Genomic DNA, 22,833 nt, shown 5'->3' on the forward strand with positions numbered 1-22,833 from the left:
ATAACTACCTTTACTACCAATTTCACCAGGCTCTATTTCATAACTTGCTTTTGTTAAATAATTAGCATGATAATTATGAAATTTTTGTATTTATTTTTTACCCCCAAAATCCTATTATTACTAATTATGTATCTTTCTCCATTAAGTTTTTTTGAAAAAACTTTACTAATTGGAATAAAATCAAAATGAATATGGGGAGTTGTTTCATCCATGTGAACTGCTGAATACAAATATCCCATATCTGTTTTAAGATTATTTTTCATTTATTGTTTCATAAAATTTATTTCAATATTAGCTCATTCATTTAATTTATGATAATTTATACTTTCAGGAATTAAGTGTCCCATTTTACGAGTATCTGTTGTTTTGTCCTATATTTTAATATCTGTAAATTTACATATTCCCATTTTTTCAAATCATTATTGTCTTGTTGCTGGCAAAACAATTTCTATATAAGTATTATGTTTATTACAAAACTCTTTAAAAGTTGATTTTTGTGCTTCACTATATTTTTGTTGTTGCTTATTTCAAGCTTCTTCTATATTTTTTAATAATTCAAATCTTTTATTATTTGTTAACTAAAAACCTTTGTCATTGCTTATTTTTGCTCTTGTATCACCAACATAATAAAAATTATATTTTGTAAAATAAGGATTAACATTTTCAGGTACTTTAATTCTAAAATTATGTCGTATTAATTTGTCAACTGTACCACTTTTATATTTTTTAAAAGTTGTAATCGGTGGTGATGACTTAAATTTATATTCTTTTTCCATCTTTTTATCCTCCTTTTTTGGAAATTTTTATCCTTTAAAATTTATTAAATTTAAAAAGCTAAAATATTTCAAAAATTTCATTTTTATTTTGTCTAATTAATCATCTTTTTTTGGAAATTTATTACCATTAAAATATTTAAAATTTTCTTGGTATATTTGTTTTAGTTCTGCTTTTTTAATTAAAACTTGCTTATCCATTTCTAATAAAAAAGGGTGCAGTTTTTTTCAATTAACCTCACCCTCAATTTTTCCATCTTTATTTTTAATATAAAAGTTTTTATTTTTAAAAATTGTAATAAAACAATAATCTTTGTTATATTGTAATTTAAAATATTTGCTATTTATATTAATGCTTGCATAAGGATACAATAAATTTTTTATCCTTAACTCAATTCATTTATTACCTTTAATATCATAATAAGGTTTTGTTAAAATTAAATTATTTGTCATAACTTGATAACTTATATATTTTTCTGTTTCTTTCATTTTGATAGTTCCTTTCTTTATAAAATTATTTTTAATCTTTTTTTAATTTTTAATGTTATAAAATAGAAAATTGGTAAACATATTGTGTTCGTAATTAATATTCCGATAATTATTTTTTCTATATTTAAAACACCAATATTTAATCAAAAAAGAACAAAATCAATCGGAAGATAAATAATTATGTTTGATAATAAAATAAGAATAATTTTAATACTATGATTTATTTTTATTCAATTAATTAATTTAATTAAAATTGCTAATAAACCTGTTCCAATATTTCAGCATAATGATCCCAAAGTAAAACCTCATAATGTTAAATCAGATAGAAAATGTTCTATAAATCCAATTAAGAAACACCAATATCAATTTAAAATAAATCCACTTATAAAAATGGGGATTAAAAATAATGGAATTGATGTTCTTGGAATAATTTGGATTCGCATAGTTTGCGATAATACAACCATCATGGCAATTAAAACTGCGACATAATTTATGTTTTTGATTAATTGAAAGTTATTCATTTTTTAAAAATTTAATTTAAGTTGTATTTTTTTTAATCGTTTTTGTATCATTGCAAAGTAATTATTATTTATTTCACAACCCAGTCATTTTCTGTTTAACTGTTCACAAGCATATGCAGTTGTACCACCGCCCATAAAAGGATCAAAAATTAAATCATTTTCTTTGCTATGTTTTTTAATCAAATCGCCAAATATATAATGGTTTTTCTGTTGGGTGTTTTGTTTTTTTATAAGCTGAACCTATTGGGCTTTTAAATATTGTTTTTTTTATTTTCATAATTATTTTGATAATTTGGAATTGAGTATTTTTTAGAATAAATAATCATACAATATTCTTTATATTGCAAAATAAAATTTTTAGTTGGCATTGGGTTTGTTTTTTCTCATAAATAAAAATCAAAATTCATATTATTTTTATAAACCCAATCTAAATAATCTTTAATTTGTCATCTATTCATTCAAATTAATATAAATTTAGTTTTTGAAATTCGATAAAACTCATCTAAATAAGTATTTATATCAAATGAATTATGCAAATTATTATCATAGATAGCATTAATATATTTATTTATACTTTTTGATATATTATTTTCATTTATTTGCTCGTTTTTTCTTTTTGGTAAATTATATAAATAGGGTGGATCAGTTAATATTAAATCAACGCTATCATTTTCTAAATTTTTAATAAAAGTTAATGCATCACCATTTATTAATTTTCCTAAATTTGTTTTAAACATTTTTTCCTCCTTTTTTGAATTTTTTTGTTGTTTTTTACTAAAAAAGCAAAAATTTAACAAAATTCTTCATAAAAATTAAAAAAACAAGTAAATTTACTTGTTTTTTTAATTATCTTTTTTTCCAAATCCTGCTTTTTCTTTTTTGTTTGCTTGAATTTCAATACAATATCTTTCAAATCCAGAAACAAAAAATAGCCCTTGTCCTTTTACGCTACGAGTAATATAATCTTGTTCTGCTGATGTTAATCCGCCATAACTTTTATATAAATTAATAACTTTTTCTAAGTCGTTAGGTTTTAACCCCATAATAAACGAATATTGACTATTATTAATAATTGCTGTTGTTTTCTTTAAAATTGTTTCATTTTCTACAAAATCAGCGATGTTTTGTGTTGCCACAACCAAAGCACCATTATATTTCCGAATTCGTTTTGTCATTTGATACATAAAATTTAAGGCAACTGGATTATCTTTATCGATTGTTAAATGAGCCTCATCAACAATTATTACAATTTGATTATTATCTTTAAAACGATTTTATTTTACTTCTTTTTTAATAATATTTAGCATTAAAATTAATTGTGCTGCGTTTGTTTTTTTGTCATCTAAATCAAACAAATTATAAACATCATAAACAATAAAGTTGTTATTAAATTTTATTGTTGTGTGACCATTTCAAAGTGCTTGATATTTTCCATCATTTAAAAAATCAGTTGCTATTAAATCCATAAATTCTTTTAAAAGTTTATTTTTATTGTTTTTATATTCTTTTTCTAATAAATAATAAAAATCATTCATAATTGGAAAATCATTATTATTAATTTTATTAATGTCACTATTATTTGTAATATTAAATTGATGATATAATAATTTCAAATATTTTGTTAATAAATTAATTTCTCACCCGTTAAAATCAGGATAAAGCGTTTTGAATCATTGTTTTAAAAATCGTAAATGATTTGATAGGGGCGATTAATTGGTATTTTCTAATTCATCACTAAAGTTATTATCTAAAATTTGTAGGTGATTTATTTTTCCTATCGAAGCATCTCCTGCATTAATTCAATTTCCATCATAATATTTGCATAATTCTTGGTATTCACGATCAGGGTCAATAACAATCACTTTTTGTCCCATCTGAATATGATAATTTATTATTTTTTTTAACAAATATGTTTTTCCCATTCCTGATGAACCAAGAATAAACATATTATGGTTTGTTCTTTTACTGGTAATTTTAAATTGATCTAACAATACAACATTTCCCATATTATTTGTTCCTAAGTAAATTCCTTGTTTATCATATAAGCCACTATAAATAAATGGAAATGATGCTACTAAGGTACTTGTTGGCATTTCTCGGCCATATTTTTTTATTATGACCTTATTGTTATAGGGTATAAAACCTTTTAAACCATTAAATTGTTGATATCACAATGGATTAAGTTTAATATCCATTTCTTTTAATGATTTTGTTAATCGTGTTTGTGCTTGTAGTAATGTTTTTTTATTTGTTCCATAATTTAAAAATAAAATATTAACATTTTTTAATAATTCACCACCACCACCATTAACCTCATCAATTAAATGATAGTATGTTTCTAATTCATAGTTATTTTCATTTGTATTAATATATGATTTTGTCATTGCTTGTCTTGTTTGGGTTGATTGAATGGCACTGTTGATCGCTTTTTTTGTTTCATCATAATTTAAAGGATTTATATTTCAAATAATAGTTTACTCATTTGAAAATAAACATGCCACTCATAAATCATTAATAAATAAAGGGTAGTCATGAATAGTATTAATTTTATAATATAAATCATTTGCTATAAAATAATTTTTTTAATATTTAGATAGTTAAATTGCAATAATTTTGCTAAATTATCTTTATTTTTATTAAAATCTGTTTTATTTAATGGTTTTTCATATGGATTTCATATTAATTTTAAGATTTTTGTTATTTCGTAATTAGATAAAGTATTGCAATTAATTTTTCCTTTATATAATTTATCTTCTAAAAATAATATTTTTTCACTTAAATCTTTTTGACTATTTCCATATACAAAAATAAAAAAACATTTTTCAGTTTTAATTTCATCGTTTATTTTAATTAATTCTTTTTTTAAAAAAGCAATATTATTTTTAATTTGTTTTGTAATTTTTACAAATTGATTAAAACTAATTTCTTTGTTTTTATAACGAGTTTGTGTTTTATTAATTTTTTTTTTGTAAATATTTAATGTTGTCATCAAAATTTAATGGTAATTCTAACTTTAAAAAAGTTATTGGAAAATTAGCAAATTTAAAAACATCTTGCAAATCTCGTAATCTTAATATTTGCTCTTCGCCACTTAATAAAGTGATATCGAATCCCTTTATTTTAATTGTTCCAATTAAAGTTTTTTTAAAGGGTACTTTAAAATTCCGTGTGTTTCAATATAATTATCATCAATAACTTTATTATATGGTACCAGTAAACTTGTTTTGTTTTTATTATATTTCTTATAACTAAATAGGAAATTTATTTTATAATATAAGCATTGTCATCCTTTTAAATTATTGTTTTTATTTGTAATAATTAGTGGTAAGCTAATTAAAATCATGATTGATGATAATAATTTTATTCATAGTTTTCATTGAAAACCAAATATAAACATAATTGTTAATCCAACTCAAACAGCAATTATCAAAACATCTGTTATTGTTATATTGCGTCAAAATCGATATTTGGCGTCTTTTAGTTTTTTTGGTATTACATTTTTCATATTTTGCACCTCTTTCTTTAAAATAAAAAACGGCATTTAAAATGCCGTTTTTTAAGAAATAAATATTTTATATAATGATTTATTATTTTATATAATATTATAAAATAACTTTTCATATCTAATTTAACCCTTAAAATGCGTAATAAGGGTATTTAAATAAAGAAAAAATAAACCAATATTTTATCTGTTTTTTGCCTTTGTTATAGCTTTTATTTTTTTCAACTTTTTGCCCCTAATTTTTTTATTTAATTGATTTTTAATGATAATTCAAGTTATAAAACCACCAACTATCCCACAACTAATCAAAGTCATAAAAAATAAATAAACTGGTTTTTTAAAAAACTTTTTTCAATCACTTTCATTATTTTTATTAGGTTTGTTAGGATCTGGTTGTTTGTTTGGTTTTTCTGGTTTATTTGGATTATTTTTCTCTTCATTCCCATTATTTTCGTTATTTCCATTTGATTTATTAGGAGTGTTAGGTATTATTCCCTCTGTTTGGGGAATTTCATTTGGTTTATTGGGGGCATTTTCTGTTATTGGATTGTTTATTAATTTATATGAAACATTCCCAACTGCTTTTAAACTATTATCCAAAGCATATACAGTCAATAATTATATTTCCATTTAATCTTGCTTTGGGTTTTGAATAATCTTTTTTATGATAATCACCTCGTTTTTTTTGCTTTTAATTTTATTTTTCCTAAAATTAATATCAAATAGTAGTTTAAAAATAAATAATTAATTAAACCATATAACCACTTTTAACGAACTGGTTCTATATTTTTGTCTGGCTCTTTTTTTCAATTAATATCAGATAAATGATTTACCACTGTATAACCAAATTTATCTTCAACATAATTTTCTATAATTTTATTTCACGATTTTTCTTGTAATTCTTTAAACTTTTTTGTTAAATATTCATCAATATCTTTTATATTATCTATTGTTCCACTTGATCAACAATATCCTGTTCAATATTGTTATAAACCAAATTTATATCAAAAGTTTTCTTTTTCTTCATGATCGGTATTTTTTGAAATTAAATCTTTTATTTTATAATGATCTTTTATATTATCTGAATCTTTTATAACTAAATACATGTTTTATACTCCTTACTAGGTAATTTGTCATATTTTGAACTGTCAACTAATATTCAATCGATAGAACCTGTTGAATATGGATTTTTGTAAAAATCTTCTTTAAATAATTGTGATTTTTCTAATTCATCATAATTAATTTTTAACAATTTATACCCTTTAATATGCGTATCAATTTCATCTTTTAAGTATTCAATTTCTTTATCTTTTTCAGAAATTTCATTTTCATAAAAATTAACTAAATCATCTAATGTTTTTGGTAATAAACCATTATTACATAATCTAATTTCTTGTTTAGCTTTTTCTATTAATTCTTTAACTTTGTTAAATTTAATTGATTCTGTTATATTAATTATTTAAAATCGCTCTTTCATATTCTTAAATATCCTTAATTGGTAAATTGTTTAAATAATTATTAAGTGCTTGAGTTAATTCTTCTTCATTTTTATAATCATAAACTCTTTTAAAATATCTAAATATTTCATCTCAACTTAAATATTTTGATAATATGTTTCATTCTTTATATTGCTTTTTATCAAACATATTAAATTTCCTCCAAATTTTCTAATATTTCACAACATTTTAAATAACTAAGCGATCATCTAAAAAATTAAATAAAAAACAAAATAAAATAAGAGTCACAAACAAACATATTTATCTATTTTTTCTTTTTAAAAATATATGGGTTTTTTGCAAAAATACAATAAACATTTGTGCATCATAAATGTTTATTATCACCATCTATTTTTGATCTACATTTAGGACAACTTTTCCTCATTATTTTTATATCCTTTATTTTTTATTTATCAAAAATAAAAAACCAACTAATTTTAATAAATAGTTGGTTTAATTTTTTTATCGTATTTGATTTAAAATATTTTCAATATTATTAACTTTATCAATTAAAGCTTCCATAATTTGTTCTAAATTGCTTAAATTGTTTTCTGTTGTTGTTTTAATTTCGTTAATTAACTCGCTAATCGTATTTTTGATATTATTTTCAACCATATAATTTCTCCTTTCTAATTTTTGATATTAATAATTCATCATTTATTTTTCTTAAAAATTAATTTTTTAATAATTTGGTGATTATTTTTGCATTGTAAAGTCAAAAATCAAAGATTATAACTTATTTTTTGTTTATTAATAAATTCTAATTTTGCTAAGCAATGCCTAGCATACTTTTTACAATATCAACCGCCTTTTCTGTTTCTGGTTAATTTTGTAAAGTACTCATTGATATAACACTGACATTGATTAATTAATACTGTCTTATTTGCTAATTTAATTTTTAACTCTTTTCAAAAGAGTTCTTTTAAAGACACTTTCAAAACCTCCTTATAAATAGTAAGATTTCTAAATTTTTTTATTGTGGAACACTTACCCTTTAACCATTGCAGGTTAAATATTTATCTCCAAACCACTATAACTCTTTTATATTGCCTAAAAAATTGCCTCCATTATGTCGTAGCGGTACGGCCACCCCTATATTATTTATTCTCACTTACTTGGTTTTACGACATTCCAAGTAGGAGAGTTTTATTTGGTTGGTTTTGCTGTTATTTTCTTAAACTAAGCAAGGTTAACGACAATTTTAACCTAATTAAAAAAGATAGAATTTTATATCTATCTTTTTCTTATTTTTTGGAAATTTTATACCAACCGAATAATTTACTCCCTCTCTAAATTCTGCTTGCTCGATTATGCGTAAATCTTTTGGATTTACATGATTCGTCATTCCTCGTTCATATAGCATTTGTAAGTGTGCTTGTTCTTCCGCAGTAAAGGCAATTACTAATGAATTAACTTGTTGATGAGGAATATTTAATTCCTTAAAAATAGTTTGATAAAGTTTGTGTCCTTCAATATTTAATTTTGCTGTTAATTTTCCCGGAGTTGGATCAAATCCACCATGAATAACTCCAAAATTTTCAGCTGATGTTTCCATTGCTACTTTTTTATTTTTTTCAATGGTAATGGTTTTTAATTGATAACGACTTAATTCGCTACTAATCGCAGCTTCAATGACACCACCACCAATGGTGCAAACATCATAAGTTGGTTTATTTACCATAATAAGAGGTATCCTTTCCATTGAATAATACTAAAATAATAAAAAAATTCCGCTAGTTACAATTCCTGCTGTGGTTGGAGCAATAATTGGAATTCAACTATAACTTCAATCTGATTTTCCTTTGTTTTTAAGCGGTAATACAAAATGAACAATTCTTGGAATTAAATCACGCACTGGATTAATTGCATAACCAGTTGTTCCCCCTAATGATAAACCAATTCCAAAAACTGTTAAACCAACAAAAAGTGGTGATCATGCTCCTAAATTACCACTACTATATTTTCCAATTGCTAATATTGCGGCAATTAAGACAAAAGTTCCAATAAATTCTGCAAAAAAATTAAAAAATGGGTTGCGGTGAGTTGGACCTGTCGCATGAATTGCAAGAATAAAGTCGGGATTATCAGTTACTGTATCTTTAATATGTTTTCAATAAAATACATCAACAATAATTTGACCAATGATTGCGCCGACAATTTGTCCTAATAACAAGGCAGGTAATAAGAATCAACCATTAGTAATAAAAAAAGTTTGTTGAACAACCATTGCAATGGTAACAGCTGGGTTTAAATGAGCAACACCATGCAAAGCGCTACTAATCATTGCTCCAATTAGAACAGCAAATCCTCAACCAGCAGTAATGGCAAAAAAACTTTGGCCATTTCCTTTAGTGTTTTTTAGTAAAATATTCGCAACAACGCCATTACCTAGAATTATTAATATCATTGTACCAAATAACTCTAGTCCAAAATGTTGAAAAAATAATTCAGTATTTGTCATAATTAACCTCCTTTTTGTAATAATTTAATAAAAAAGTTTAACTAAAATTTGCTAAATATTTTTAGCAAACTACTGTAAAGAAATTAATTTTTGGTAATATTTGGTAAAACAGGAATTAATTTCCTCAATAATTAAGGCTGATTTTTTTTCATAAATCATAATTTTCTAAGTTATATAAAATTGTTGATAAAATATGAATATATGAATTAAAATATGAATATATGAATCAAGGAAAGGGACTCCGCCCCTAGATCGCTGCGCGACCTGTACCCCGCAAACAACACACTGAGAGGACATAAAGTCCCTCCTCCGGCGTGTTTGCTTGTCTGTTTGTCTCTGTCTGTGTCTGTCTTTGTTTTGCTTGTATTTGTATCTGCTTTTACTTTTAAGTTTTATATGACTGCTTATTTTCGCTGTCTAATTTAGACCTTAAAACGCTTTATACAAACAAAAAAAACATAGACTACTGGTTCTAATCTATGTTTTACTTTAATGTTGTTTGAGATTTCTTTCTCTTTTAAATTATAACACTTTACAGAACCAGTATAAAGGTTTTTTAAATATTTAATTACAAAATTATTATACTACTAATTCCATTATTTTAAAATAAAAATATTTTTATTTTAAAATAAAAAAATTAGCACTGTAATACTAACTAAATCGTAAATAATTTTTCTTACCCATTTATACTAATAACTTAATTATTTTTTTGATAAATCTAATAAAATATTTCAAACTTGAACTACTCTTTTAAGATTAAACATCTCTCTAATTAATAACATTTTTCTATACAAATCACGGTTAATATTAAATGTACGAACAATATACTTTTTATTATAAGTAATTTTATTTTTTAAAATATTAACTTGTTCTAAACTAATATCTAAATTAAACTCATTTAATAATTTAATAAAAACATCTTTATTTTTTAAATGATAATGAGTTGCTAAATCTTTTAATAAAATAAATTGTTGTTCTGACATTACAACATAAGTACTCCATTTTTGATCAACAGAACTGTAAAAAATATCTAATATTTGATTTTTCTTTTCCCTATCATTTACTTTATATTTTTCACCATTATCTAAAACTAAAATCATTAAAACTCCTTTCCAAATAATTAATTATCAATATAGGCGTAGAATGGTTAAGTAGGGATTAACTACTAAATAGGAAACTTTAAATCGTATTTAATTATCATAAACTAATACAGTCACACCAAAACAAAATCTAAAAATGTTAATAGGAATAGTAGTATTTTAAAACATTAAAAACAAGAACATAATTATAAATTATTACTTAACATTATAAATTAATTTTAAAATACTAACTACTTTATTGTTTAATACCATATGAACATTAAAACAATTACCCCATTATTTAAAAATTATTTTATATTTAATAAATAAACTGATATTTACAATTTGAATATAAAATATTTTTTAGTATTTAATAGTCCACTAAAAAAGAGAAAATATCTAAATATCCTTACAGTGAAATTGTAATAACAATTTGAATACTTAGAAATGTTCTCTCACAAATCTAAGTTATTTTTATATTATCATTATAAAATTTATTTGTCAAATTAAAAAGTAGATTCGCCACTGTAATAACAAATCTACAACTAAATTATATCATTACAACGACGAAAAATTAATATGTTTTAAAATATTAATGACAAAATAAATATTTAGTTATATAATTTAAGAGTTAATTAATTAAGCATTTTTTTCTGACCGAGCAATCGGTTTTTTCTTTGTTTACTAATTGAAAACTCTTCAATCTTGCTAAAAATATCATTATCTATGTAAGTATCATATTGTAAACCAATAAATATACCTAAATCTTTATTATAAAATGGTCGCATGTAAAAGATTGGGGTTTTTGTTTTTAAATATTATTTAGTTCAATAAAATAAAGACATTTTTTTCTTGTTTTTATAAAAAACCCCAATTTTCTTTATACGACCTATAAAATTGTTTTTCACCAAACTTATTTTTATGGTGAATAAATATTTCTCATAAATCATCAAAAGGCATATTTATTAAACCAGTTTTAGTCGCTACATTATCGCAATTTATACTAAATTGATATAACTTAATATTCAAATCAAATAAATTATTAAGTTTATTACCTGAGGCAACATTTTTAGGTTTATAATCAATATCAAACTCTTTGGCAACTTCTATTTTTTCTAATTCATTTTTAGTTAATGACTTAACCATATATTTAGAAAGATATTTTATAAGTTGTTCATTAGTTCCTTTTTGAACTTTGATATTTTTATTAATTTCATAAGGTCAATATTTTCGTATTATTTTATTAGGAATATAACAATCTAAAATTATATGAAAATGGACTGCTCCGCGATTTTGATATTCATATACATATAAATATTTGAAATCTTTACATTTTTTATATTTTTTACGATATCTAGTTATATTTTGAAAGAATTTCATTAAATCATATTTGCATTTTTTAATATCTGTTTCATTAACTGCATAAGTTAAAGTTAAAAATGTTAACTTATCTGCATTTTGAAAATTATGTATTGCTTTACGAATACAGTTTCCTTGAGTACGAATACGATTATTTAATAGTTTAGTTTCATTTTCACCAGTATTTTTAATACCAGTTTTATTGCGAATATTATTTTCAATTCTATCTAATGGAAAAAATGTATTTTTTACATAATTACCGTAATATGTTTTTTTTAACATAAAAGTCTTTGTTTTGACCATATATTTTATTTATTAATTCTTTTCTTTCTGCTTTATTTAAACCAGTATGTAAATATCATATGTCATCATCATCTAATTCATTATATGGATACTGATTAAAAGGATATGGATAAATATTAAAATATTTATTATTCATTTTTATAACTCCTTTCTAGTAATTAATATTATTTTTAAAACCTTTTTAAAATGTCGGAAAACAATGCTCTAAAACCCTTATTTTATGGGGTTGTTATTTTTTAAACCCTTATGTTTATTGACTTTTTTTGATGTTGAGTTATGATAGTTAATTTAATTAAATCAATTTTAACATAGTTTTTATTTTTATTAGTATCTTTAGCTATAGATAATCGATAGCCTTCGCGAGTAAGAACAAAAAAAGCTACAAATTTTAATTGACTTAATTTTAAATGCATTCTAATATTTTCCAAACAATTAACAATGCTGCGATAAATTTCAGTTTTCATATTTTAATTCTCCTATAAGTTTAATATATAATTATTTTAACCAAGTTTTTTTTTTTTTTTGTAAAAAATTTTTTAAAATAGCAAAGATGTAATTTTAAGATAAAAAATAATTATTAATTAATACGATAAGGCAAAAATAAAATATATAACTAAAAAAAGCAAGAGTATTGGCACAAAAAAATTTTTTATCAAATTATTTGTGAAATCATAATAATAATTTACAAATAATTTGATAAATTTAAAATTTATTTGTGATGTTTTTATTTTTATTTATAGTATGTAAAGAATAAGGTCAAAGTATTAAACATATCAAATTTAAGGAATTATTATTAATGAAAAAATGAAAAAAACTAATTTATACTATTAATACTGCATTGATTTTACTAGTAATATTTTTACTGAGTTTTATTTTATGAATATTATATACTGTTTATTTGCCTATTAATGTTCCAATTAAGATGAATCCGGAACCATTAGTAGAATTAGTTCCAAAACCACCAGTTACAGTAATTCCCAAGGTTTCATCTAAGCCTAAGCAAGGGAAAAACAGCATTGATTTAGAATATCAATATGTTCCTAATTCAACTTGATTTTATCAACGTGGTTATAATGGCTTATGAATTGATAATTATCAAACAACATATCTTGAAAAAAATTTAACAAATGCTTTTTTAATGCAAGCACAAAATACTGATTTACCATTTTATACGCAAGAAGTTTTTAAGTCTTATGAAGAATTATCTAATTTTTGATATGATGAAACAAAACAAGGATGACAACAAGTTATTAATACTTTTTGTCCAGATTATCAAGAAAAATTAAAAGCATTATTAGTAAAATTTTATAATTTTATTAGTAATATTTGATCAAAAGATATTGTTAAAAAATTTGTTAGAATATTAAGAATTAATGATAATCGTGGTTCGGTTGTTGGTTCTACATATTGAGAAGGGTTTAAACAAACTATTGCGCTTGAACGAAATATCTTGCTTTGTAGTCATAAAGTAAACGGATTTAACTCTTGGCGAAATGGCTGATGAAGCTCTAGTGAAATTTTTAATGTTATTTTTCATGAATTGGGGCATACCGTTGATATTAATTTTAGTCGTCAAGTCAATGTTATTAAAGAAATTAAAGTTTTTTTAGCAAATAAAATTGAGAATAACCAAGGTTTAACGCAAGAACAAATTTTAAATTTATTTCATTTAAGTAGTTATTCTTTTAATAATCTTGGTGATTTTGTTGCAGAAGGATTTGTATATTTATTTTTAGCAAGTGATGCTTTGAAAATAAAAGCGTGAAAATTATGACACGAATTTTGAGCATCCTATTTACCAAGATTAATAAAATAAATTACATTTAGTTTTAAATTTCTGGATTATTTTTTAAGATTAAGTATCTTTTAATTAAGCATTAATTGTATTATAATATACTATAATTATATTATTAAAATAAATTATTAATATTTAGTGAGGCAGAAAAATGAAGATACATCCCCTTGTAAAAGAAATTTTAATTACTACTGAAGAAATTGATGAAAAATGTTTTGAATTAGGGCAACAAATTAGTCATTATTATCTTAATGAATATCCAGCAAAAGATAATACGATTTTATGCTTAGGATTATTAAAAGGATGTATTCCTTTTATGGCAAAATTTATTTCTTATTTAATTGGTATTGAATGTGAAACGGAATATATGGTTGTTTCATCTTATTTTGGTGGTATTAAGAGTAAAGATACGCCCCAAATTTTACTTGATTTACCAATGCCAATAACAAATCGCGACATTTTATTAGTCGAAGATATTATTGATAGTGGTAAAACAATTAAAATGATTAAAGACTATTTATATCTAAAAGGAGCACGTAGTGTAAAAGTTGTTACTTTATTAGATAAAAAAGCTGGTCGGAAAGTAGATTTAGTTGCTGATTGATATGGATTTGATGTTCCACCTGCTTTTTTAATTGGCTTTGGTTTAGATTATCAAGAACGTTTACGTAATTTGCCATATATTGCGATTGCTGATCAGAAAAAAATAGCAACATGAAAATGAGACATAAAGGACTAATAGACAATTAAATGATTTAGTTATCATTGGAGGAATAAATGAAAAAAGTAACGACAAGAATGATTACAATTAATAGTATTATTATTGCAATTTTTTTATTGTTTGCTTTAGTTCCATCATTAGGATATATTACGATTGGTCCAGTTAGTTTAACCTTAATGCATATTTTATTTTTAATAGGAATGTATGCTTTATATATTACAATGAATTTAAATTTAATTTGAGCAGGTTTAATTTATGGTCTTATTTTTGGTTTATCCTCATTAATTCAAACATTAATTTCACCAGGTCCAACTAGTTTTATTTTTCTTAATCCATTGTTTTCTGTTGTGCCACGGGTTTTAATGGGACTTTGTGTTGGTGTTTTAGCTTATTTTTTAACAAAAACTTCGGTTAAAATTGAAACAAAAATTTATACTAATCAAATTACAGAATTGACTTGATACCAACGACATTATTTAAAAATTTATAATATTATTATTGCTTTTACTGCAGCTACGTTAAATACTATTTTTGTTTTATTTTTTATGTATTTTATTGGTCCTTTAATTTATACTGGCCCAGATCAACAACGCTTTTTTCACACTTTTACTTGAATTATTTTAGCAACGAATTATTTACCAGAAATGTTGTTAGTGGTTGCTATTTTTCCACCAGTTGCATATGCATTAAAAAAACTTCATAATAATAATTAATATATTGAGTGCACTTTTAGTTTGAATTGCATTATTTAATAGAAAATTATAAAATTAAAATAGAAAGAAGCGAAAAAACAGTGAAACAATCAACAAGCCTTATTTTTATAAAAGTTATTTTATTTTTGTTATTATCTCCAATTTTATATTTTTAATATCTATTATCATGACCATTAGCTTATTTTTTTACTCGCTTTCGTTCATCAAGTGAGTTTACAGCGCAATTACAAAATAATAATAATGAATGACTAAATATTATTGTAATTATTTTGTTATGAATTTTTTGTTCATTTATTATTGCATTTTTATTTTTATTTTATTCTTTAGCGCAATACTTACGAGTTTATCAAACATTGCCTAATGCATTACGCGGTTTATTTGGTTTAGCATGGATTATTTTATTTTTTCAGAAAGTTTTAAAAATTAAATCTTAATTATAATGAAGTAAGATAAAATAATGGTATAACAGAGAGGAAGGTTTGGATGAAAAAGAAAATTGCAATTTTAGGAGATTCACTAACTTTTGGTTATTTACCGATGGGAACTGGCAAAATGGCAGATGCTGATAATTGACCAGTAAAATTAGAAAATTTATTAACAAAATATTATCAAACAGGAGAAATTGAAATTCAAACTGATGCCCAACCAGGACGAACAATTATTAAGCCATTAATTGATTTTGGTTTTCCCCAAGATAATGGAATGGACAATTTATCAGTTTTATATCAAAAAACACATCCAATTGATTTATTCATGATTTTTTTAGGAACAAATGATTATTTTGGTTATGATGCTTATGCAAAATTAAAAGAAATCCCAGATTATCCAATTGAAACAAAAATTGTTGATTCATTAGGGGAATTGATTAATAAAATGAAAGTATTGCATAAAGATAATAAAGAAGAAGTGAATTATCATGTTTTAGTAGTTTGCCCACCAAAAGTATTAACATTGCATGATGGTGAATTGTTGACATCCTTACCAGAAGCTTATCAAAAATATTGTGCAAAATTAAATATTCCTGTTGTTAATTTACAATTATCAGCAAATCCACATCCTGAAGATCAAAATGAATATGATGGTATTCATTATACACCAATGGAAACAATGCCTGTTGCCCAAACCATTTTTGATGTTATTGTTGCAGAAAATTTATTAAATTTAAATTAATTTTAGTAACAAGCAATTAGAAAGGAATTAAGCATAAATGATTATTGGTGTTTATGGTTATATTGGAGCAGGAAAAACAAGTGCCTGTGAATACTTACAAAATAAATATCATTTCACTTATTTAAATGCGGATAAAATTGCAAAAGAAATTATGCAAGAGCCAACCGTTTTGTTTTTTTTAGAGCAAACTTTTCCGGGAATAGTTATTAATGGTGTTGTTAATCGTGAGCGTTTACGAACAATTATTTTTACTAATCCTCTTGCTAACAATAAGTTGAATAATTATTTATGACCAAAAGTTAATCAACAAATTATCACAATTATTAATAATAATCCAAACCAAAAATTTTTAATTGAAGCAATTGGTTTAAGCACATTAGCGCTTTCTTTTATAGCAAAAATATTTATTACTGCTAGTAAAAAGAACATTATTACGCGAATTAATGCTCGTGATCAACAATCATCAGAACAAACAGAACAGTTATTAAAAATTCAAGCAACTTTTTTTAAACAGATAAAATCTGATTATAAAATAACCACTAACAAATCACTGCCAGAACTGTACCAAGAATTAGATAAGATAATGGAAGACATATTAGGAGATGAACAATAATGCACCGTTTTGTTGCCAATCAATTAGAAAATAATTACTTTATTTTAGCTGAAGATGATGTTAAACAAATTAAACAAGTTTTGCGTTTAAGAGACCAAACACAAATTATTTGCATTTATAATGGTGAACATTATTTAACGATATTAGAAGTACAAGCACCACAAAAGTACTTATTTAAATTAATTAAAAAATTACAGCAAAATCATGAAAGTCCAATTAAAGTACGATTAATTGCAGGTCTAATTCGGAATGCAAAATGAGATTATTTATTACAAAAAGCAACAGAATTAGGAGTTAATGAAATCATTCCCTTTCAGTTTAGTCGTTGTGTGGTACAATTAAAAGGTGAAAATAATTTTAAAAAGATTGAACGTTGAACAAAAATTTGTAAGGAAGCAGCAGAACAATCTTACCGTAATCAAGTACCGTTCGTACATGATGTTGAAAGTGATTTAAAGGTGTTACAACAATATCAAAGTGATGTTAATCTTGTTTGCTATGAAAACGTTGCAGAAACATTATCAATAAAACAGTTTTTACAACATGATTTTAAAACAATTACAGTTGTAATTGGCCCTGAAGGTGGATTTACTCAACATGAAATTGCGGTTTTATCTTCATATCAATATTACCCCATTTCATTAGGGCAACGAATTTTACGAGCTGAAACAGCACCAGTTGCACTTTTAGCAATGATTATGTATGAAAAAGAATTATAGGAGAAGGCAAAGATGATAAAAGTAGTATCGATTAAAACACTAGTTAGTGTTGCAAATATAATATTATATACAACTTTAGTACTAATTTTTCTAATTTTAGGATTACAAAAATGAGATATTGCAGCAGTAACTGGCTACAAAATTGGCTATGTTTTAATTGGTTTTGCTATTATTATTTTTATTATTTATCATTTAGTTCGTATTCATGAGTTAAAAAAGACACCATTTCAATTATTACGTAAACATATTATTTTTATGCAAATTTTTTATATTGGTCAATATTTGATTTTTGTGATTAGTTTATTTTTTTTAATTTTAGCTAATACAAAAGTTTTAAATCCAGCCCAAATTTGTATTTTTTGATATGTATGATTTCCAACAGTCTTTGTTGGTACAATTGCTTGTTCAATTTTGGAATCAATTGTTCGTGTTGAAGAACGAATTTTTATTGTTAAAAAAAATTGACAAGATTCTGAAAAATGAGCAAAAGAACAGGAAAAAAATAATACTATTTTAACAAATGATCAGCAAGCAAAAAAGAGCGAAAATCCTTTGTTTGATGATGATAAAAATAATAATTAGTTTATAATTAAAAAAAGAGAAATTAATAACGGAGGATGAAAAAATGAAAAAAATATTAAGTTTATTAGGAGCAATAATGATTGGGACTACTATTGGATCAAATGTTGTTGCATGTGTGCCTTCAAGAAATGGTGGCAACAATAATAATATTGTTGGGGACAAGTTAGACTTAAATTCATTTTCTTATGATAAAATTATTGCCAAAAAATTTAGTTTAAAAAAAGATAATGCAATCGTTAATGATAAAATTAATTTAACTTCAGCAATTACAAAAGGAATTCAAAATTTATCTCCAGTATATTTGCCTTGAGATGAAGTTAATATTACGGTTAACTTTTTAAATTATAAATTTACTTTTAATCAAGTTTATGTCAAAATGGAAGCAAAATCAGATGCAAAATCAGTAAAAGGTTCAGTAATGTGAGGAAATTTAGAAACAAAATCTTATGTTGATCTTCGTCCAGATTTAAAAAATTGATTATCATTAGCATCACCAAAATTAGAAGTTAAAGATCCAAGTGAATTAGATGATGTTGCTACTAAGACATTAGGTGGCCCAGCCTTTAACCAAAGTAATTTGGATGGTCTTGACTTACAAGGAACATATCATGAAGACCAAAAACGTTATATAGTTTCAGTTAAAAGCGGTCAAAGTAACTTTTTCCTAACAAGTGAAATTATTTTTAATGTTAATATGAAATAACTAATTTACCAACACTTAACAAAAATGAAAGGTACATAGTGAGGTGCTTTTATGTTAAAGATTGGAACCATTGGTACAGGCAATATTGTGAGTGAATTTATTGATGCTTGTCGTGATGTATAAGGAGTTAAAATTACTTCCCTTTATTCACGTAGTTTAGAAAAAGCTAAATTTTTTGCAACAACAAAAGCATGTTTTAGTTTAAAAATCGGCAACTTTTTTTGCACATGAATTAATTGAATTAAAACAAATAGCAGAAATTAATAATGTTTTTTTGATGGAAGCTTTTAAACCCTTACATTTGCCAGCTTATCAAATTTTACAAACAAATGTTAATAAAATTAAACCTTTTTTAGATTGTTTTCATTGCAACCAGTATTCAAGTCGAATGAAAGAAGTTTTATTAGACCAATATAATTCTGTTTTTGATGAGACTTTAGGAAAAGGTTCTTTATATGATATGTTAATTTATCCTGTTGAATTAGCAGTTGCTTTATTTGGACCAGTCAAAGATGTTAAAGCAATGAGTCATAAGTTAAAGAATGGTGTTGATATTAATAATACTGTTCTTTTACAACATAGTAATAATATTTTAACTAGTATTGTTTGTTCAAAAGCATCGACAGGCATTAGTCCTAGTGAAATTTTAAGTTATGATACTACAATTAATGTTACTAATCTAACAAAATTAGAAACAATTACAAAATATAATCGCCTTACAAATCAAACAACAGTTTTACCATTAGGATCAGAACATAATAATAAAATGTACTATGAATTACAGTATTTTATTAATATAATAAATAGTGAGAACTATTCGGAAATGAAGCGGTTATTAGATTACTCAATTTCGGCGATTCGTGTTTTAGAAGCAGTTCAAATTAATGAAGAACAACAGGGAGAATTATTAAATGAAATTAAATAAATATATTGATCATACTTTATTGAAACCAGATGCAACTATAGTAGAAATTAAAAAATTATGTGCTGAAGCAAAAGAATATGATTTTGCATCCGTTTGTATTAATCCAACTTATGTTCAATTAGCGCATAATTTATTACAAGATACTACAGTTAATGTTTGCGTTGTGGTTGGTTTTCCATTGGGGGCGAATGCTACCATAACAAAAGTGACAGAAATTTCAACGGCATTAGCCGATGGAGCAACAGAAATTGATATGGTAATGAATATTAGTCAGTTTAAATCAAATAATTATGATTTAGTTCGTGCCGATATGGCAGCATGTAAAAAAGCAGCTGGGCAACATATTGTAAAAGTAATATTAGAAACATGCTTATTATCTGATACAGAAATTATTAAAGCGTGTCAGTTAGCAGAAGAAGCAGGTCTTGATTTTGTTAAAACTTCAACAGGTTTTAGTAAAGCAGGTGCAACGATTGCCAATGTTAAACTAATGAAAAAAACAGTTGGAGAACGTATGCAAGTTAAGGCAGCTAGTGGAGTTCGTACTAAAGCTGGTGCTTTAGCAATGATTACAGCAGGAGCAACGCGAATTGGAACAAGTGGAGGTGTTAATATTATGGAAAATAAACCACATCGAACAGGTTATTAGTTGACATAAAGCAGCAAAGGAAAATAAAAAATAATGTATTTTTTAAAAAACAAAAATTTAGAAGCAACTCTTAGTTCTGATCCGTTTGAATTAATTTCATTAAAAAAAGCTGGAAAGGAATATATTTATCAACAAGATAGTACATGAAAAAAATCGTGACCAATTTGTTTTCCAATCACAGGAAAGTTAATTAATAATGAATATCAATTAGCAGATAAAATTTATACGATAATGGGGCACGGTTTTTTTCGTGTAATTACTGCTTGAAAAGTTCTTACTTATACAGCAGATACATTAGTGGTTGAATATAGAGCAACAAAAGAATTTTATCATCAGTATCCATTTTTGTTTAAATTGGAAGTAACATATCAATTAGAAGCAAATAAATTAATTAATAAAGTTAAGATTACTAATCTTGACTTAAAACCATTGCCATATAATTTTGGTTGACATCCAGCATTTATTTGTGATGAGCATACTGGTAAAATTATTTTTGATAATCCATAAATAATTACCCATATTCCTGATGTGACTTTTTTAGGTTCAGAAATGAAGAAAGAAACAAATTCTTAGTTTTTAATAAATCAATATGATTTTACAACTGGCTAATATTATGCGTTACTAAAACAAACAACAAACAAAGTTTTAATTGTTGATTCAACTCGAAAAATTAGTTTAACAACAAAAGATTATCCAAATGTATTAATTTGAAAATGTCAAAATAATGCAAAATATATTTGTGTTGAACCATGAGATGGCCATCAAGATGACATTAATTATCAAACAATTCCGCTTGACCAAAAACCATGAATTAATAAGTTACCATTACAACAAACAAAAATATATTGTTTAGAAGTAGAATTTAAAAAATAAAACCTCTTAACAAGTAAGAGGTTTTCATCAAAAATGAATATATTATGTAAAAAATTACAATAAGTTAGCAGAGGGATTTGCTTGGTGTCTAAAAAGGATATTAAGCTGTTCAATATAATCTTAGATTCTTATTGTAAGAGGTTTTTCATTCTTATGTATTAGTTTATAATTTCAGCAGTATTAATTTTGATAACTAAAGTACTAACCATTTTTTATTCATTTTTTAGCATCATAAAAATGAATAGGTGCCACATTATTATTTAACAAATATTTTATAGTTTTGAATAATTTAAGGTTTATATTCTGGTAACATATGGTAAACAAAAACACATTAGATTTTTGTTTTTCATAAAAAGTTATTTCATAAGTAGTTTAAATAATAATGTTGTCAACACCATTAGTATTATCCCGCAAAAACTTGACAAATGATTTTCTTTTTTATTTATTTATGTTTTATTTTGTTGTTAATATTATTAGACTAATTTTATAAAAAACTGTAGTATACCACACACATTTTGAAGATTGCAAGAAAAAATAATAAAATATATAATTTAAAATATAAAAACATCATTAAAAATGATACATATATAAATAAAAATTCTAAAATTGACACACTAAAAAATAGTTTAAATAAAACTTTATAAATTTAAAATTATTTAGTTAAATTAGTTAAAAATTCAAATGGTGTCTGAAAATTGAAAGATTTATGCACTCTTTCAAAATTATAAAAGTAATAATAATCATTTAGTTTATTTTGTAAACCAACTGCATCCAATATTTTTTCATCAAATACAAATAATTTAGTATAATTTTGATGAAATCTTTCAATTTTACCGTTTGACTGCGGAGAACGAACGTGTGTTGTTTGATGTAAAATATTTTTATCTGTTAAAAATTGAGTAAAAGTAGTTTCTTTAACGCTACTTTTTTGATTATTCCGATGACTATTAATAAATTTAGAACCGTTATCAGTTCTAATTCGTGTTATTTTAATACCAAATATTTTTTTAAAAATCACTGATTGCTCTTTTAACAGCATCAATAGCATTCTCAGTGCATAATTTATCATAAATATAACCGAATACTCCTCTCATTCTTTCATCAATAAAATCATAAACATAATACTTTTTATCAACTGGAAATTTACTTGGCATAAAATATTTAGCATCCATTTGTAATAATTCTAATTCTTTAACTTCATATCTTGGATGTTGTCTTTTAATTTCTTTAATTTTATTTTTTATTTTTAATCATCGTTTATCTTTTTTAATTCAACGAAAAAATGTTTTTAAATTTTTTGGTGCTTTATTTTTTAATTCTTCGCCATGAATTCCTTTTTTTAAATTATAAAACAATGATAAAACACCACCAGCACGTTTATCAAAAT

Annotated in this window: 35 protein-coding genes; 12 read left to right on the forward strand and 23 right to left on the reverse strand. The window is 24.0% G+C overall.

Translation table 4 applies throughout. The features are described from left to right. Window positions 1–53: 53 nt before the first annotated feature. From ABNT63_RS11335 to ABNT63_RS01680, 3 genes are all read right to left on the reverse strand, one after another. Complete coding sequence (locus ABNT63_RS11335) at window positions 54–263, reverse strand: plasmid recombination protein (protein WP_431607832.1); 210 nt, start codon at window positions 261–263, stop codon at window positions 54–56. A 315-nt stretch (window positions 264–578) separates the two neighbouring features. Then, complete coding sequence (locus tag ABNT63_RS01675; RefSeq protein WP_348736144.1) at window positions 579–776, reverse strand: hypothetical protein; 198 nt, start codon at window positions 774–776, stop codon at window positions 579–581. Window positions 777–872: 96 nt separating this feature from the next. Beyond that, window positions 873–1,262 (reverse strand): hypothetical protein, encoded by a 390-nt coding sequence (locus ABNT63_RS01680; protein ID WP_348736145.1) that lies wholly within the window; start codon window positions 1,260–1,262, stop codon window positions 873–875. 180 nt (window positions 1,263–1,442) lie between these two features. Between ABNT63_RS01680 and ABNT63_RS01685 the strand changes: the two genes are divergently transcribed. Then, entirely contained in the window at window positions 1,443–1,751 is a 309-nt protein-coding gene (locus tag ABNT63_RS01685) for a hypothetical protein (RefSeq protein WP_348736146.1), read from the forward strand. A 35-nt stretch (window positions 1,752–1,786) separates the two neighbouring features. On the opposite strand, the gene ABNT63_RS01690 is transcribed toward ABNT63_RS01685, so the two are convergent. The 18 genes from ABNT63_RS01690 to ABNT63_RS01775 form a co-directional block, all read right to left on the reverse strand. Beyond that, a complete protein-coding gene (locus tag ABNT63_RS01690) occupies window positions 1,787–1,966 on the reverse strand; it encodes a DNA methyltransferase (RefSeq protein ID WP_348736147.1) in 180 nt (59 codons plus the stop codon). Between the two features lie 68 nt (window positions 1,967–2,034). Next, window positions 2,035–2,520 (reverse strand): hypothetical protein, encoded by a 486-nt coding sequence (locus ABNT63_RS01695; protein WP_348736148.1) that lies wholly within the window; start codon window positions 2,518–2,520, stop codon window positions 2,035–2,037. A 105-nt stretch (window positions 2,521–2,625) separates the two neighbouring features. Continuing rightward, window positions 2,626–3,033, reverse strand: a complete 408-nt coding sequence (locus tag ABNT63_RS01700) for a hypothetical protein (RefSeq protein ID WP_348737122.1) — start codon at window positions 3,031–3,033, stop codon at window positions 2,626–2,628. A gap of 24 nt (window positions 3,034–3,057) precedes the next feature. Beyond that, complete coding sequence (locus tag ABNT63_RS01705; RefSeq protein WP_348736149.1) at window positions 3,058–3,396, reverse strand: hypothetical protein; 339 nt, start codon at window positions 3,394–3,396, stop codon at window positions 3,058–3,060. Between the two features lie 96 nt (window positions 3,397–3,492). Next, on the reverse strand, window positions 3,493–4,167 hold the full coding sequence (locus ABNT63_RS01710) for a helicase HerA domain-containing protein (RefSeq protein ID WP_348736150.1): 675 nt from the start codon (window positions 4,165–4,167) through the stop codon (window positions 3,493–3,495). A 182-nt stretch (window positions 4,168–4,349) separates the two neighbouring features. Next, the gene (locus ABNT63_RS01715) at window positions 4,350–4,772 is read right to left on the reverse strand and encodes a hypothetical protein (protein ID WP_348736151.1); all 423 of its coding nucleotides are present in this window, start codon (window positions 4,770–4,772) and stop codon (window positions 4,350–4,352) included. Between the two features lie 144 nt (window positions 4,773–4,916). Further along, window positions 4,917–5,288, reverse strand: a complete 372-nt coding sequence (locus ABNT63_RS01720) for a hypothetical protein (RefSeq protein WP_348736152.1) — start codon at window positions 5,286–5,288, stop codon at window positions 4,917–4,919. A gap of 180 nt (window positions 5,289–5,468) precedes the next feature. Next, entirely contained in the window at window positions 5,469–5,900 is a 432-nt protein-coding gene (locus tag ABNT63_RS01725) for a hypothetical protein (protein ID WP_348736153.1), read from the reverse strand. Between the two features lie 481 nt (window positions 5,901–6,381). After that, a complete protein-coding gene (locus ABNT63_RS01730; protein WP_348736154.1) occupies window positions 6,382–6,537 on the reverse strand; it encodes a hypothetical protein in 156 nt (51 codons plus the stop codon). A gap of 229 nt (window positions 6,538–6,766) precedes the next feature. Next, on the reverse strand, window positions 6,767–6,931 hold the full coding sequence (locus ABNT63_RS01735; RefSeq protein ID WP_338991744.1) for a hypothetical protein: 165 nt from the start codon (window positions 6,929–6,931) through the stop codon (window positions 6,767–6,769). Window positions 6,932–7,243: 312 nt separating this feature from the next. Beyond that, window positions 7,244–7,396 (reverse strand): hypothetical protein, encoded by a 153-nt coding sequence (locus ABNT63_RS01740; RefSeq protein WP_158500439.1) that lies wholly within the window; start codon window positions 7,394–7,396, stop codon window positions 7,244–7,246. A gap of 14 nt (window positions 7,397–7,410) precedes the next feature. After that, complete coding sequence (locus ABNT63_RS01745; RefSeq protein WP_348736155.1) at window positions 7,411–7,713, reverse strand: hypothetical protein; 303 nt, start codon at window positions 7,711–7,713, stop codon at window positions 7,411–7,413. A 278-nt stretch (window positions 7,714–7,991) separates the two neighbouring features. Continuing rightward, on the reverse strand, window positions 7,992–8,462 hold the full coding sequence (locus ABNT63_RS01750) for an FAD-dependent oxidoreductase (RefSeq protein ID WP_348736156.1): 471 nt from the start codon (window positions 8,460–8,462) through the stop codon (window positions 7,992–7,994). A 30-nt stretch (window positions 8,463–8,492) separates the two neighbouring features. After that, the gene (locus ABNT63_RS01755) at window positions 8,493–9,242 is read right to left on the reverse strand and encodes an MIP/aquaporin family protein (RefSeq protein WP_348736157.1); all 750 of its coding nucleotides are present in this window, start codon (window positions 9,240–9,242) and stop codon (window positions 8,493–8,495) included. 701 nt (window positions 9,243–9,943) lie between these two features. Beyond that, window positions 9,944–10,342, reverse strand: coding sequence for a hypothetical protein (locus ABNT63_RS01760; protein ID WP_348736158.1), 399 nt, complete (start codon window positions 10,340–10,342; stop codon window positions 9,944–9,946). Between the two features lie 837 nt (window positions 10,343–11,179). Further along, window positions 11,180–11,962 (reverse strand): rolling circle replication-associated protein, encoded by a 783-nt coding sequence (locus ABNT63_RS01765; protein ID WP_348736159.1) that lies wholly within the window; start codon window positions 11,960–11,962, stop codon window positions 11,180–11,182. After that, window positions 11,937–12,119 carry a hypothetical protein gene (locus ABNT63_RS01770; RefSeq protein WP_348736160.1) on the reverse strand — a complete coding sequence of 61 codons (183 nt, stop codon included), beginning with the start codon at window positions 12,117–12,119 and terminating at the stop codon, window positions 11,937–11,939. Before ABNT63_RS01770 ends, ABNT63_RS01765 begins: the two co-directional genes overlap by 26 nt. A gap of 100 nt (window positions 12,120–12,219) precedes the next feature. Next, the gene (locus ABNT63_RS01775) at window positions 12,220–12,447 is read right to left on the reverse strand and encodes a hypothetical protein (protein WP_348736161.1); all 228 of its coding nucleotides are present in this window, start codon (window positions 12,445–12,447) and stop codon (window positions 12,220–12,222) included. A 332-nt stretch (window positions 12,448–12,779) separates the two neighbouring features. On the opposite strand from ABNT63_RS01775, the gene ABNT63_RS01780 reads away from it, so the two are divergent. From ABNT63_RS01780 to ABNT63_RS01830, 11 genes are all read left to right on the forward strand, one after another. Next, window positions 12,780–13,799, forward strand: coding sequence for a hypothetical protein (locus ABNT63_RS01780; RefSeq protein ID WP_348736162.1), 1,020 nt, complete (start codon window positions 12,780–12,782; stop codon window positions 13,797–13,799). 130 nt (window positions 13,800–13,929) lie between these two features. Beyond that, window positions 13,930–14,517, forward strand: a complete 588-nt coding sequence (gene hpt, locus ABNT63_RS01785; protein WP_348736163.1) for a hypoxanthine phosphoribosyltransferase — start codon at window positions 13,930–13,932, stop codon at window positions 14,515–14,517. 38 nt (window positions 14,518–14,555) lie between these two features. Beyond that, complete coding sequence (locus ABNT63_RS01790) at window positions 14,556–15,212, forward strand: ECF transporter S component (protein WP_348736164.1); 657 nt, start codon at window positions 14,556–14,558, stop codon at window positions 15,210–15,212. Window positions 15,213–15,695: 483 nt separating this feature from the next. Next, the gene (locus ABNT63_RS01795; protein WP_338991798.1) at window positions 15,696–16,382 is read left to right on the forward strand and encodes a GDSL-type esterase/lipase family protein; all 687 of its coding nucleotides are present in this window, start codon (window positions 15,696–15,698) and stop codon (window positions 16,380–16,382) included. Between the two features lie 37 nt (window positions 16,383–16,419). Beyond that, a complete protein-coding gene (coaE, locus tag ABNT63_RS01800; protein WP_348736165.1) occupies window positions 16,420–16,995 on the forward strand; it encodes a dephospho-CoA kinase in 576 nt (191 codons plus the stop codon). After that, window positions 16,995–17,714 (forward strand): RsmE family RNA methyltransferase, encoded by a 720-nt coding sequence (locus tag ABNT63_RS01805; RefSeq protein WP_348736166.1) that lies wholly within the window; start codon window positions 16,995–16,997, stop codon window positions 17,712–17,714. The genes coaE and ABNT63_RS01805 overlap by 1 nt, the downstream gene beginning before the upstream one ends. A 12-nt stretch (window positions 17,715–17,726) precedes the next feature. Beyond that, complete coding sequence (locus ABNT63_RS01810) at window positions 17,727–18,296, forward strand: hypothetical protein (protein WP_348736167.1); 570 nt, start codon at window positions 17,727–17,729, stop codon at window positions 18,294–18,296. A gap of 43 nt (window positions 18,297–18,339) precedes the next feature. Next, entirely contained in the window at window positions 18,340–18,999 is a 660-nt protein-coding gene (locus tag ABNT63_RS01815) for a lipoprotein (protein ID WP_348736168.1), read from the forward strand. Window positions 19,000–19,276: 277 nt separating this feature from the next. Continuing rightward, window positions 19,277–19,924, forward strand: a complete 648-nt coding sequence (locus ABNT63_RS01820; RefSeq protein WP_348736169.1) for a Gfo/Idh/MocA family protein — start codon at window positions 19,277–19,279, stop codon at window positions 19,922–19,924. Then, window positions 19,911–20,573, forward strand: coding sequence for a deoxyribose-phosphate aldolase (deoC, locus tag ABNT63_RS01825; RefSeq protein ID WP_348736170.1), 663 nt, complete (start codon window positions 19,911–19,913; stop codon window positions 20,571–20,573). The genes ABNT63_RS01820 and deoC overlap by 14 nt, the downstream gene beginning before the upstream one ends. Window positions 20,574–20,606: 33 nt before the next feature. Further along, window positions 20,607–21,080 carry a hypothetical protein gene (locus ABNT63_RS01830; RefSeq protein ID WP_348736171.1) on the forward strand — a complete coding sequence of 158 codons (474 nt, stop codon included), beginning with the start codon at window positions 20,607–20,609 and terminating at the stop codon, window positions 21,078–21,080. A gap of 1,018 nt (window positions 21,081–22,098) precedes the next feature. Here ABNT63_RS01830 and ABNT63_RS01835 read toward each other — a convergent pair. Beyond that, on the reverse strand, window positions 22,099–22,485 hold the full coding sequence (locus tag ABNT63_RS01835; RefSeq protein WP_348737124.1) for an integrase core domain-containing protein: 387 nt from the start codon (window positions 22,483–22,485) through the stop codon (window positions 22,099–22,101). After that, window positions 22,454–22,801 carry a hypothetical protein gene (locus tag ABNT63_RS01840; protein ID WP_348736172.1) on the reverse strand — a complete coding sequence of 116 codons (348 nt, stop codon included), beginning with the start codon at window positions 22,799–22,801 and terminating at the stop codon, window positions 22,454–22,456. Before ABNT63_RS01840 ends, ABNT63_RS01835 begins: the two co-directional genes overlap by 32 nt. Window positions 22,802–22,833: the final 32 nt, after the last annotated feature.

It is taken from the genome of Spiroplasma endosymbiont of Ammophila pubescens, assembly GCF_964020965.1.
In the GTDB taxonomy this organism is placed as follows: domain Bacteria; phylum Bacillota_I; class Bacilli_A; order Mycoplasmatales; family Mycoplasmataceae; genus Spiroplasma.